This is a genomic window from Variovorax sp. Varisp41 (assembly GCF_047325085.1).
In the GTDB taxonomy this organism is placed as follows: domain Bacteria; phylum Pseudomonadota; class Gammaproteobacteria; order Burkholderiales; family Burkholderiaceae_C; genus Variovorax.
In genome coordinates this window covers 1,050,242-1,062,868 of sequence record NZ_CP168541.1, presented here as the reverse complement: position 1 = coordinate 1,062,868, position 12,627 = coordinate 1,050,242, and the positions used below count along the sequence as shown (strand labels likewise).

General features: G+C 69.7%; 8 protein-coding genes. 7 read left to right on the top strand and 1 reads right to left on the bottom strand.

Going from position 1 to position 12,627, the window contains the following annotated elements:
* Positions 1-49: 49 nt before the first annotated feature.
* The 7 genes from ACEN9J_RS36120 (at position 50) to ACEN9J_RS36090 (ending at position 9,318) form a co-directional block, all read left to right on the top strand.
* Entirely contained in the window at positions 50-949 is a 900-nt protein-coding gene (locus tag ACEN9J_RS36120; RefSeq protein ID WP_057589988.1) for a LysR family transcriptional regulator, read from the top strand.
* Between the two features lie 131 nt (positions 950-1,080).
* Positions 1,081-1,566, top strand: a complete 486-nt coding sequence (locus ACEN9J_RS36115) for a sigma-70 family RNA polymerase sigma factor (RefSeq protein WP_413764755.1) — start codon at positions 1,081-1,083, stop codon at positions 1,564-1,566.
* Positions 1,545-2,534, top strand: coding sequence for a FecR domain-containing protein (locus tag ACEN9J_RS36110; RefSeq protein ID WP_413764754.1), 990 nt, complete (start codon positions 1,545-1,547; stop codon positions 2,532-2,534). The genes ACEN9J_RS36115 and ACEN9J_RS36110 overlap by 22 nt, the downstream gene beginning before the upstream one ends.
* Before the next feature lie 102 nt (positions 2,535-2,636).
* Positions 2,637-5,012 (top strand): TonB-dependent siderophore receptor, encoded by a 2,376-nt coding sequence (locus ACEN9J_RS36105; RefSeq protein ID WP_413764753.1) that lies wholly within the window; start codon positions 2,637-2,639, stop codon positions 5,010-5,012.
* A gap of 75 nt (positions 5,013-5,087) precedes the next feature.
* Positions 5,088-5,633, top strand: a complete 546-nt coding sequence (locus tag ACEN9J_RS36100; protein ID WP_413764752.1) for a nucleotidyltransferase family protein — start codon at positions 5,088-5,090, stop codon at positions 5,631-5,633.
* Positions 5,634-5,781: 148 nt separating this feature from the next.
* Positions 5,782-7,431: an ankyrin repeat domain-containing protein gene (locus ACEN9J_RS36095; RefSeq protein WP_413764751.1), complete on the top strand. Its 1,650-nt coding sequence runs from the start codon at positions 5,782-5,784 to the stop codon at positions 7,429-7,431.
* Between the two features lie 273 nt (positions 7,432-7,704).
* Positions 7,705-9,318 (top strand): patatin-like phospholipase family protein, encoded by a 1,614-nt coding sequence (locus ACEN9J_RS36090; protein WP_064262136.1) that lies wholly within the window; start codon positions 7,705-7,707, stop codon positions 9,316-9,318.
* Positions 9,319-9,340: 22 nt separating this feature from the next.
* Here the strand turns inward: ACEN9J_RS36090 and ACEN9J_RS36085 are convergent, their stop codons facing one another.
* A complete protein-coding gene (locus tag ACEN9J_RS36085) occupies positions 9,341-12,493 on the bottom strand; it encodes a PAS domain-containing protein (RefSeq protein WP_413764750.1) in 3,153 nt (1,050 codons plus the stop codon).
* Between the last annotated feature and the right edge of the window lie 134 nt (positions 12,494-12,627).

Here is a 12,627-nt window from a genome sequence, read left to right as displayed (position 1 = left end):
AGTCCCATGCCACAATGGAATTTTTCTACTGCATTCAGTAGAAGATGGAATGAATATCTCCTTTCGCCAGTTGCAGGTCTTCCTCGCCGTCTACGAGGCCGGCAGCTTCACCGTGGCGGCGAACGGCCTGCACATCTCGCAGTCCGCGGCGAGCAAGATGGTCGCCGAGCTCGAGAACCAGCTCGGCATGCCCCTGTTCGAGCGCACCACGCGCACCGTGGTGCCCAACGATGCGGCGCGCGAGTTCTTCGAGTTCGCCCAGGACGTGACGGCCACCATGGCGACCGCCAAGCGCAGCATCACCGAGCTGATCACGCTGGAGCGCGGCAAGGTCAGCGTGGCCGCCTCGCCGCTGATGCACTACGGCCTGCTCGCGGGGCCGATCGCGAGCTACCGCCAGCGCTATCCCGGCATCGACTTCGAGATCCACGAATGCTCGACCGACGAGACGCTCGACCGCGTGCGTTCGGGCGTGGTGGACATCGGCTTCTGCGCCACGGATTCCGAGATCAGCGGCCTCGAGGCCACCGTGGCGATCGAGGACGCGATGTATGCCATCGTCGACGATGCGCATCCGCTCGCGCGCCGGCGTTCGATCCGGGCCGCGGAGCTGCTGCCCTACAACTACATCTCGCTGCGCGATTCCTACAGCATCCGCCGCACGCTCGACCAGATCTTCGCGCGCACGCAGCTGCGCTTCGAGAACCACATCGAGGTCGGTTCGCTCACGGCGGCGCTGGGCTTCGCGCGGCAGGGCGCCGGCTTCCTGATCGTGCCGGGCTATGCCGCCGACATCGCGCAGCAGTGGGGCATGCGGCGGATCGCGATCTCCGACCTCGCGAGCTTCCGCCACCGGATCTCGCTGATTCGTCGCCGCACCACGCGGCTGTCGGTGGCCGCGCGGCATTGGCTCGCGGTGTTGCCGCAGAGCTTTCCGTTGCTGAAGTGAGCGGGCGCTCGCGCGCTTCCATGCCGCCGGTGTCAGGTGTCTGTTTATAATAATAGTTCTCATTTGCATCGTAGGGCCCTCGCGCCCTCTCTTGTGTAGACACCGTCGCCATGGGCCCGCGCGCCACTCCAATGCAAGCCGTCGAGGCCTTCTATGCCGACCACCACGGCTGGCTCCAGGCCCTGCTGCGCAGGAAGCTCGGCGACATCCACCATGCGGCCGACCTGGCGCACGACACCTTCCTCGCGCTGGTCGTCGCGCCCTCGAAGGCGCAGCAGCTGCACGAGCCGCGCGCCTACCTGCGCACCGTCGCGCACGGGCTGCTGGTCGATCACTTCCGCCGCCGCGCGCTCGAGCAGGCCTACCTCGAGCAACTGGCCGCCATGCCCGAGCCGCTGGCGCCCTCGCCCGAGGACCGCCTGCTCGTGATCGAGGCGCTGCACCGCATCGACGCCATGCTCGATGCCTTGCCCGCGCGCACGCGCACCGTGTTCCTGCTGTCGCAGCTCGAAGGCCTGGGCTACGAGGAGATCGCGCAGCGGCTCGAGGTGTCGGTGCGTACCGTCAAGCGCGACATGCGCGCGGGTTTTGCCCAATGCATCGCCTCGATGCTTTGAACGCCACGCGCCCGCGCAGCGCCGACCCGGTGGTGCTGCAGGCCGCGGACTGGCTCGTGAAGCTGCATGCCGGCGAGATGGACGAGGCCGGGCACCGCGCCCTGCATGCCTGGCGCGCGCAGGCGCCCGAGCACGAACGCGCCTGGCAGGCCGCCGACGAACTGGCGCGCACCTTCGGTCGCGTGCCGACAGGACTCGGCGTGCCCACGCTCGAGAGCGCGCGCCGCCTGCGCCGCCGCGTGCTGCTGCGTTCCACGGTGCTGCTGGCCACCGGCGCGCCGGCCGCCTGGCTGGCCTGGCGCACCTGGGGCGTCGAGCTCGCCGCCGAGTACCGCACGGCCGTCGGCGAACGGCGCGGCTTCGTGCTGGCCGATGGCACCCGGCTGCTGCTCGACACCGGCAGCGCGGCCGACGTGGTGTTCGACGAGCGCGAGCGGCTGGTGCTGCTGCGCGCGGGCCGGATCCTGGTCGAGACCGGCCATGCCGCCGGGCCGCCTGCGCGGCCGTTCTTCGTGCAGACCGGGCAGGGCCGGGTGCGCGCGCTCGGCACGCGCTTCACGGTGCGCGGCGGCGACGAGCGCACGCGCGTGGCGGTGCTCGAGCACGCGGTCGAGATCGCGCCGCGCGCAACCGACGCGACCCGCGTCGTCGTGCGCGCCGGCCAGGAGGTCGACTTCACGCGCGACGCCGCCGGCACGCCGCGCGCCATCGCGGCCGGCGCCGATGCCTGGTCGCAGGGCGCGCTGGTGGCCGACCGGCAGCGGCTCGAGGATTTCCTCGCCGAGCTCTCGCGCTACCGCCCCGGCGTGCTGCATTGCGCGCCCGAGGTCGCGAACCTGCGCATCTCGGGCGTGTTCCAGGTCGCCGACACCGACCAAGTGCTCGCCACCCTGGCGCAGACGCTGCCGGTGCAGGTCCGAACGCGCACGCGCTACTGGGTCACGGTCGGGGCGCGCGCACCGGGGTAAGGGCGGCGCGCGCGCATCGCGGCGCTGCGTGTCCCTTTTTCTGCGCTCGTTCGACAAGTCAGAAAGCAACACCTTTTCACCGACTTGTCGACCGGACCCGCCATGCCTTCCTCCTTCGCTTCGCGCCATCGCTTCACCGCCATCGCCTTCGCCGCGGCGCTCGCCGCCGCGCTGCCGCCCGCCATCGCCCGGGCCGCCGACGCGCCATCCACCCAGGCCATCGCGCCCGGGCCATTGAGCCAGGCGCTCTACGGCTTCGCGAGCGCGAACGGCATCACGCTGTCCTTCGATCCCGCGCTGACCGAGGGCCTGCGCTCGCCCGGCCTCGAAGGCGGCCAGGGCATCGAGCAGGGCCTGCGGCGCCTGCTGGCCGGCAGCGGCCTCGAGGCGGTGCCGGTCGCGCCCGGCAACTACCGCCTGCGCAAGGCGGCCACCGATGGCGCCGCGGCATCGGGCGACGGCGGCCTCGCCCCCGTGGTGGTGACCGCGCGCGGCGAGCGCAGCGCGCTCACCGAAGGCAGCGGCTCCTATGCCGCCCGCGCCGTGACCGTGGCCGGCAAGACGCCCACGCCGTGGAAGGACGTGCCGAACTCGGTCTCGGTCATCACGCGCCAGCAGATGGACGACCAGAACATGACCACGGTCGAGGACGCGCTGCGCCAGACCGTCGGCGTCACCGCCATTCCCTACGGCGACGGCACCGCCTATTTCCAGTCGCGCGGCTATGCCTCCGAGGTGCAGTACGACGGCCTGCCGTTCAACAACGGCATCCAGTACCTGCGCCAGTTCGACCTCTCGATGTACGACCGCGTCGAGGTGTTCCGCGGCCCCGCCGGCGTGCTGCAGGGATCGGGCACGCCGGCCGGCACCGTGAACCTGGTGCGCAAGCGGCCGCTGGCCGAGCCCGCGATCTCGGGCCTGCTGTCGGCCGGCTCGTGGAACCAGCACCGCGGCGAGATCGACATCAGCCGTCCGCTCAACGAGGCCGGCACGGTGCGCGGCCGCGCGCTGCTGTCCTCCGAGGGCGGCGACAGCTTCCGCACCCAGGGCACGAGCCGCCATACGCTGGGCTATGCGATCGTCGAGGCAGACCTCGGTCCGCGCTCGACGCTGAGCCTGTCGGGCAGCGTGCAGCCACAGCACGACCGCGGCATCGACTACGGCCCCGGCACCTACACCAACGGCAGCTTCCTCAACGCGCCGCGCAAGACCTTCTTCGGCACCGACTGGAGCGGCAGCTCGGGCACCGCCAAGGAGGTCTATGCCGAGTTCGTGCACCGCTTCGACGACGACTGGGTCGCGAAGGCTGCCTACATCCGGCGCAGCATCGACGGCGACTCGCGCTACGGCTACATCAACGGCCTGGTGCGCCTCGACAACCGCGCGGCCTACACGCTGCAGGCGCAGAGCGGCGAGACCACCTGGCAGGGGCTGGACCTGAACCTCGCGGGCAGCTTCAAGTTGTGGGGCCGCAAGCACGACCTGCTGATCGGCGCCAACCACTCGAAGCGCGACGAGACCTCGCTCTCGGGCTCGGTCGGCATCCCGCAGGTCGACATCTACAACCTCTACGTCCCCGACCGCCCGATCCCGTTCCGCTTCGGCAGCAACACGCGCAGCGAGCAGAGCGGCCTCTACGGCCAGACGCGGCTGCGGCTCGCCGACCCGCTCACGCTGGTGCTCGGCGGCCGCGTGAGCCATTACCAGAGCGAGAGCCAGACGCTGCTGCCCACGCCCGGCACGTGGAAACGCGATGCCGGTGGCGTGAATCACAAGTTCTCGCCCTATGGCGGCCTGGTCTACGAACTGCGGCCCGACATCTCGCTCTACGGCAGCTACAGCGACATCTTCATTCCGCAGACCCAGCTCGCGGTCGGCAATGCCGCCTTGCTGCCGCGCGTGGGCCGGCAGTTCGAGATCGGCACCAAGGGCAGCTTCATGGACGGCCGCCTCAATGCCTCGCTGGCCGCCTTCCGCATCGAGGACCGCAACCGCGCCGTCACCGATCCCGACAACCCCGGCTTCTTCGTCGCCGAGGGCAAGGTCCGCAGCAAGGGCTGGGAGGCCGAGGTCTCGGGCAGCCTCGCGCGCGGCTGGGACCTCTACGCGGGCTACACCCGGCTCGACACGCGCTATGCCGACGACCCGAGCAACGCCGGCAAGCCCTTCTCGAGCGAGGAGCCCAAGCACACCGTCAAGCTCTGGACGCGCTACGAGTTCCAGCAGCCTTCGGTCGCGGGCCTGCATGTGGGCCTGGGCGTGCGCGCCGTCAGCAAGACCGACCGCGGCGCGGCCGTGCAGGGCGGCTATGCCGTGGCCGATGCGCAGGTCGGCTACCGCTTCAACAGGAACCTGTCGCTGACGCTCGACGTGCACAACCTGTTCGATCGCGTCTACTACGCGCGGCTGCCTTCGCGCTTCTACAGCGTGTATGGCGATCCGCGCAATGTGCGGCTGACCTTGCGCGCGAGCTATTGAGGTCGCGCGCGGATCCGGTGCACGGGACGGCGCAGAATGCCGGGCTTCCGATCGCAGCCGATTCCCCGCTTTTCCATGCACGACCGCTTCCTCGACGACATCCGCCGCAACCCGAACAACCGCGCCATCCTCGAGCGCTGGGATGCGCTGGCCCTGCCCGACGGCTGGCTGGTCGCGGGTTGCCTGTTCCAGACCGTCTGGAACCTGCGCTCGGGCGACGCGCCGGAAGCGCGGATCAAGGACTACGACCTGTTCTACTTCGATGCCGAGGACCTGAGCCAGGCCGGCGAGGCGCGCGTGCAGGCGCGTGCCGATGCGCTGCTCGGCGACCTGGGCATCGAGGTCGAGGTGGCGAACCAGGCGCGCGTGCATCTCTGGTACGAGTCGCACTTCGGCGAGCGCTACGACGCATTGCACAGCGCGCGCGACGGCATCGACCGCTTCCTCGTGCCCGCCACCTGCGTCGGCGTGCGGCCCGGCGAGCTCTATGCGCCGAACGGGCTGCAACTGTTGTACGAGGGCGTGCTCACGATGAATCCGCTGGTGCCGCACCGCGAACTGTTCGAGCGCAAGGCGGCCTCGTATCGCGCACGCTGGCCTTGGCTTCGCATCGAGCCCTGAGCGATGCGCTAACATGCGGCCCGCGGTTGCAAGCCGCGCCCGGGCCCGCGGGAAGGGTTGAACCCACTTGCCTTCGCACGCTGAGCAACCAGCAGTCCTTTGTGCAGCCGAATTTGCGGGTCTTCGGCGTCGATGCACGGAGGTTCCTGTGAAGCGCATCCCCCCTCGGCCCGACCTGGGCCATCTCAAGAAGCAAGCCAAGACGCTGCTGTCGTCCTACCGCCAGGGCGACGCGGCGGCCATCGCGCAGTTCCGCGCGCACCTGCCGGCCGCGGCCGCAAGGAGCGACGCGGCCATCGCCGCGATGGACCTGCGATTGCACGACGCGCAGTCGTGCATCGCGCGCGAGTACGGCTTCGTCTCCTGGACCGACCTGCAGGGCTTCGTGCTCGCGCGCCAGGCCGCCGTGGCTGATCCCGCGAGGGCGCTGCGGCACTGGCTGGCCCTGGTCTATGCGGGCGACGTGGCCGGCGGCAACAACGCAGCGCGGCCCGCGGTGGCCGAGCGATTGCTCGCCGAGACGCCGCAGTTGCTCGGCGACGATCCCTGGCTGGCCTGCGCCGTCGGCGACGAGGCCGCGTTGCGCGCCGCGATCGCGCGCGATCCCTCATGGGTGCATCGCGCGGGCGGGCCGCTGAAGCTGCCGCCGCTGGTGGCCGTCACGCACTCGGCCTTCCTGCAATTGCCGGCGTACCGCGACCGCATGCGCGCCTGCGTGCGCCTGCTGCTCGAGGCCGGCGCGGATGCCGACCAGTCCATCGGCAACCGCTGGCCGCCCGCCTCGCTGGCCACGCCGAACGAGGACGAGCGGCTCACGGCGCTGTACGGCGCGGCCGGCCAGCAACGCGATCCGCAAACCACGCGGCTGCTGCTCGATGCCGGCGCCGATCCCGACGACAACGAGTCGCTCTACCACTCGCTCGAGAACCGCGCCTGCACCGCGCTGCTGCTCGCGGCGGGCGCGCGCGTGACCGGCACCAACGCGCTCTACCGCGTGCTCGACCTCGACGATGTCGAGGCGCTGAAGCTGTTGCTCGCGCATGGCGGCGATCCCAATGAGAGCGCCGGCAGCGCGCCTACCAATGAGTGGGGCACGCCGTTGCTGTGGGCGATTCGCCGTCGCCGTTCGCCGGCCCACATCGAGGCCCTGCTGGCCGCGGGTGCCGATACCTCGGCGCGCACGCGCGAGGGCATCGATGCGCGCACGCTGGCGTTGCGCTTCGGGCTGGTGGAGGTGGCGCGCCTGCTCGAAGGCACCGGTGGCGAGGCACAGGACGCGCCGCAGGAAGCCTTCATCGCGGCCTGCGCGCGCGCCGACGAACCGGCCGCCCGCGCGCTGCAGGCCGCGCATCCCGGCCTCGTCGACACGCTGTCGGAATCGCAGCTTCGCCTCCTGTCCGAACTCGCGGCGCAGGAAGGCTGCGGCGATGCGGTGCGGACCATGGTGCGCTGCGGCTGGCCGATCGCCGCGCGCGGCGGCGACTGGGATGCCTCGGCGCTGAACCAGGCCGTGTTCCGTGGCGATGCCGCGCTCGCGCGTTTCCTGCTCGAGCACGGCGCGAGCTGGACCGAGAAGCACGGCTATGGCGACAACGCCATCGGCTCGCTGTCATGGGCCTCGTACAACCAGCCCGTCGAGGGCGGCGATTGGCTGGGTTGCGCCGAGGCCCTGGTCGCGCATGGCATGCCGACCGCGCAACCCGATCCGGCCAGTGCCGATACGGTGCTGATCGACGGGACGCGCAAGGCATTCTCGGAAGAGGTCACGGAATTCCTGCTCGCCGCGACGCCCGGATGAGTGACGGAGATCGGGAACGAGATGGCCCTTTCCGAAAGAGCGGCTATTGGAAATTTCTTACACCCGATAGCTCGCTGAAATAGATTTCGCGTGCGAATGCCAGAGGCAATTGCACGCAATTTCACCGGAATTCGTAGCTATACGTTTGTCCTCATCGAAGGCGCGAGCCAGCGGTATTCGAAGGGCCGTTGCAAGAAAAAGTAAGGTGCAAATCCAATATCGGAAATCGACACTGCGATTCCCCAATTGGGGTCAACTCAAAGGAGATTCGTGATGTCGACTAAACCTGGCTTCTACACAATCATCTCGTTTGTCGGTGGCGGTATCCGTGGTCTGCTCTCGGCCACCATCCTGCAGCGCCTGTACAACGCCGACACGGCGCTGCTGGACCAGACCAAGATGTTCGCGGGCTGCTCGACCGGCGCGATCATCAGCAGCGAATTGCTGGCGGGCAAGAAGCCCGAGCATCTGATCAAGCTGTTCACCGGCAAGGAATTGAGTTTCTACAACGCCATGAATCCCGATCCGAGAAAGCCCGCCTACTCGATCGACGAGGTGCTGGCCAGCCAGGAGGAGCTCCATGGCACGACACCGATCGCCAATGCGCGGCACGACGTGTTGCTCGTCTCGTTCAATGTCGGCGGCGTCGAGCCGGACCAGCATGACGGCAAGATGATGCCCACCCCGTGGAAGCCGATGATGTTCACCAACATGCTCGGCACGGAGCGGGACAGGCTCGACGGCCTCGAGGGCAATGCCGAGACCCTGATCGCGCATGCGGCGACCTCGAGCGGCGCCATGCCGGGGCAGCTCGGCTCGATGAACGGCAATGTCGATGGCGCCTTCTTCAACCACGACCCCACGGTCGCCGCGATCGCCCTCGCGGTGCGCAACGGCTATACGCTCGACCAGATCGCCGCGATCACGATCGGAACCGGCTACATGCCCTACTGGCTGCAGAGCGATACCCACGACTGGGGCGCCTCGCAGTGGATGAATGGCGACGGCAACCCCTTCGACAACATCACGCCCTTCCTCATGAACCAGAAGGGCGCGTCGCCGGTGCTGGACATGAGCCTCAACGGGACTTCCACGGAGCTCATGCCGAACATCGCCAAGATGCTGCTGGGCGACCGCTACGTGAACCTCAATCCGAGGCTGCCGTGCTTCATTCCCGAGAACTCGACCAACGACCAGGCGCTCTCGCTGCTGCAGCGCCATGGCAACAGCGTGGACATCACGGGCGCGCTGGCGCTGATCGATGCCTACTGGAAGCGGGACGTGGTGGCGTCAGGCCCGGCCGTGGGCCGCTCTTCGTCGGCGCCCGCGAAGACGGCGGCGCAGAAGGCCAGCCACATCGATCCGCTGAAGACGGAGTTCTTCATCCGCCACAAGGGCAACATCGTTCGCGTGCTCGACATCAAGGACGCATCGAGTGCGTCCGGGGCGCAGGTCATCGCCTACAGCCGCAAACCCATGACGGACCCGAGCGTGAAGAACCAGCTCTGGAAGTTCGTGCCCTCCACCGAAAAGGACTGGTGGTACCTGGAGACGGCGATGGGAACGGGCTTCGTCATGACGTTGTCGGGCGGCGATACCGGCGTCGCGCCGAAGCTGATCGTCCAGGCGCGCCAGGACGCCGCACGGGACCGCCAGCTCTGGAGCCTGGTGTCGACCGAGGAGCTCGGCTACTTCTTCATCCAGAACAAGGCCGCGCCCGCCGACGTGCCGAGCGTGAATCCGGACTCGTACGTGCCCATCTGCATCGGCGTCGAGATCGACCACACCGAGGACTGCTACGGGGTGCCGCTGGACTACGAGCACGACACGCCGATGGCGTTCTGCTTCCTGCCGCCGGGCGACCAGCAGCTGTCGGCCGCTCGCTAGCGCGAGCGGGGTGCTGGCGGGTTCAGCCCTCCAGCACCTGCCGCACCTTCACCGCCAGCGCCTCCAGCGTGAACGGCTTCCCGATCAGCTCCACCCCCGCGTCGAGCACCCCGTTGTGCACCACCGCGTTGCGCGTGTAGCCAGTGGTGAACAGGATCTTCACCGCGGGCCAGCGGCGGCGCACTTCCTCGGCGAGCCTGGCGCCGTTGACCTCGGGCATGACGACGTCGGTGAACAGCAGCGCGATCTCGGGATGGGCCTCGAGCTGGCGCAGGGCGGCGGCGGCGCCGTCGGCCTCGAGCACGCGGTAGCCGAGCTCGGTCAGCGCGTCGACGCTGAACTGCCGCACGGCCGGCTCGTCCTCCACCACCAGCACCACCTCCTGCATCTCGCCGAGCGGCACCTCGTCGGCGCGCTCGGCATCGGGATCGTCCCCCCCGGCGCCGGCGAAGCGCGGCAGGTAGACCTTGACGGTGGTGCCATGGCCGACCTCCGAATAGATCTTGACGTGGCCGCCGGTCTGCTTGACGAAGCCGTAGACCTGGCTCAGGCCGAGGCCGGTGCCCTTGCCGACGCCCTTGGTGGTGAAGAAGGGGTCGAAGGCCTTGGCGATGACCTCCTCGCTCATGCCCATGCCGGTGTCGGTCACGGCGATCATCACGTACTGCCCCGAGGGCACGCCCAGGTGGGTGGTCGCATAGTGGCCGTCGAGGTGGGCGTTCTGGGTCTCGATGGTGAGGCGGCCGCCCTCGGGCATGGCGTCGCGCGCGTTCACCGCGAGGTTGAGGATGACGTTCTCGAGCTGGTTCGGGTCGGCGTGCGCGCGCCACAGGCCGCCGGCCAGCACGGTCTCGAGCTGAACCTCGGCGCCGAGCGCGCGGCGCAGCAGGTCGGACATGCCGGCCACCAGCTTGTTGGCGTCGATGGCCTCGGGCCGCAGCGGCTGCTGGCGCGAGAAGGCGAGCAGCCGCTGGGTCAGCACGGCGGCGCGGCGCGCGCCGTCCATGGCCGACTCGGTGTAGCGCTGGGCGCGCGGGTCGCTGTCGCCCATGCGGCGCTTGAGCAGCTCGAGCGAGCCCATGACCACGGCCAGCATGTTGTTGAAGTCGTGCGCGATGCCGCCGGTGAGCTGGCCCACGGCCTCCATCTTCTGCGACTGGTGCAGCCGCTCGTGCGCGAGTTCGAGCTCGGCGGTGCGCGCCTTCACGCGCTCCTCGAGCTGGGTGTTGGCATGCTGCACGGCATCGAACAGCCGCGCGTTGTCGATCGCGATCGCGGCCTGCGCGGCCAGGCCGACCATCACGCGTTCCGAGCGTTCGCTGAACATGCCGGTCTGCACATGGCCGAAGAACAGCCCGCCGATGACCTCGCCCGAGCGCGAGACCACCGGCACCGCGAGGTAGCTGCGCACTGGCAGGTGGCCGCGGGGCATGCCCTTGTTGGGCGGGTTCTGCGCATAGCGCGGGTCCGCGAGGATGTCGTCGGAGCGGATCACGCCCTCGCCGCGGAAGGTGGGCGCGAAGACGGGCGTGGCGCGCGGCATGCCGAAGTTCTCGAAGGCGGCGCGGTCGGCGCCCGAGAGCGAATAGAGCATGTAGCGCTCGCCGGCCTCGTCGAGCACGTTGTAGAAGAAGGCGCCGAAGCTCGCGCCCGTGAGCTCCACGCCCGCATCGACCACGTGCTGCACCAGCTTCTGCAGGTCGAGCTCGGCCGCGATCTGCGCGCCGGTGGCGTTGATGATCTCCAGCGTCTGGGTCTCCATCGCGAGCCGGTCGCGGCTGTCGCGCAGCCGCGCCTCGACGCGCGCGCGCTCGGCCGCGTCCCAGGTGCGCTCGGCGGTCAACTCGGCCAGTTCGATCTCGTTGGGCATCCACGGCCTGGGCGCGGCTTCGTGCAGGTAGAAGACAGCCCGCAGCGCGCCCGCGCGCAGCAGCGGCACCACGACCAGCGCGCGCGTGCCGATGCTTTCCCAGGTGTCGGCATACGCGCCGCCCGCGCGCGCATCGGCGCGGAAGTCCGCGATGACGAGGGTGCGCCCGGCCTTGAGCTCGGCCACCACCTCGGGGCCGAAGCCGTCGAGCACGCGCGATTCGCCCGCGAGGCTGGGCAGGGCGCCGGCGCTCCAGTCGCGTGCCACGGTCACGTTCTTCTGCGTGGCATCGACCACGCCATAACCCGCGCGCCCCACCGCGAGATGGCGGCCCAGCAGCTCGGCGGCGGCGCTCGTCACCGCCACCGGGTCGGCGAGGTCGCGCACCGTGTCGCTGAGCTTGAGCAGGAAGCGCTCGCGCTCCTCCACCGATTTGCGCTCCGAGATGTCGCGGTAGAAGATCGCGAGCCCGTCGCCCGAGGGGTAGGCGCGCATCTCGATCCAGGCGCTGCGGCCGCTGGGCCAGGTGTAGAAGTGCTCGATCTCGACGCGCCGGCGCTCGCCCATCGCCTGGCGATAGAGCTGGCCGAAGGCGCTCTCGAAGGTGCCGGGCCAGGCCTCCCACAGGGTGCGACCGATGATCTCCTCGCGCGAGCGCGTCTCCAGCCGCATGCCCTCGGCGTTGATGGCCAGCACGCGGTAGCCGGCATCGACCAGCACGAAGCCCTCGGCCATGCCCTCGAGCACGCCGCTGGCGCGCGCTTCGCTCTCGCGCAGCGCGGCTTCGGCGCGGATGCGCTCGGTGGTCTCGATGACGATCGCCAGCACGCCGGCGGGGCGGCCGCTCTCGTCGAGCACCGGGGAGTAGTCGAGGTTCATCCACACCGGCTCGGGTTTGCCGTGTCGATGCAGCACCAGCTCCTGGTCCTTGAAGGCGAGGGTGCCGCCGGCCAGGCCGACCTTCATCACGTGGTCGTTGAAGTCCGCCACCTCGGGCCAGCCCTGGCGCACCTCGGAGCCCAGCAGCTGCGGATGGCGGCCGCCCGCGAACACCGAGTAGGCGTCGTTGTAGATCATGAAGCCGGGCTCGCCCCACAGCATCACGATCGGCACCGGCGAGCGCAGCAGCAGGCTGGTCGCGGTCCGCAGGCTCTGCGGCCAGGTGGCGATCGGCCCGAGCGAGGTGCGCTCCCAGGGGAAGTCGCGCACCAGGCGGCCCAGCTCGCCGCCGCCCTCGAGGAAGGCCAGGTGCGCGCGTTCCCCTTCGTCGTCCGTTCGCTGCGTGTTGCCGGAACCGTCCACCATTGCCTGCGCCTTTCGTGGGCGAGCCGCAGCCTCGCCGTCGCCGCCGCCTCGTCGGGCGGAATAGCCGGCAAATATAGAGGGGCGCGGTGCCGGCGGGAAGTCAGCGGGTTTCAGGCCCGGCCGAGGGCGGACGC

Coding starts and splice junctions, on each gene's coding strand:
- ACEN9J_RS36120 (WP_057589988.1), top strand. CDS start 50: ATGAATATCTCCTTTCGCCAGTTGCAGGTCTTCCTCGCCGTCTACGAG.
- ACEN9J_RS36115 (WP_413764755.1), top strand. CDS start 1,081: ATGCAAGCCGTCGAGGCCTTCTATGCCGACCACCACGGCTGGCTCCAG.
- ACEN9J_RS36110 (WP_413764754.1), top strand. CDS start 1,545: ATGCATCGCCTCGATGCTTTGAACGCCACGCGCCCGCGCAGCGCCGAC.
- ACEN9J_RS36105 (WP_413764753.1), top strand. CDS start 2,637: ATGCCTTCCTCCTTCGCTTCGCGCCATCGCTTCACCGCCATCGCCTTC.
- ACEN9J_RS36100 (WP_413764752.1), top strand. CDS start 5,088: ATGCACGACCGCTTCCTCGACGACATCCGCCGCAACCCGAACAACCGC.
- ACEN9J_RS36090 (WP_064262136.1), top strand. CDS start 7,705: ATGTCGACTAAACCTGGCTTCTACACAATCATCTCGTTTGTCGGTGGC.
- ACEN9J_RS36085 (WP_413764750.1), bottom strand. CDS start 12,493: ATGGTGGACGGTTCCGGCAACACGCAGCGAACGGACGACGAAGGGGAA.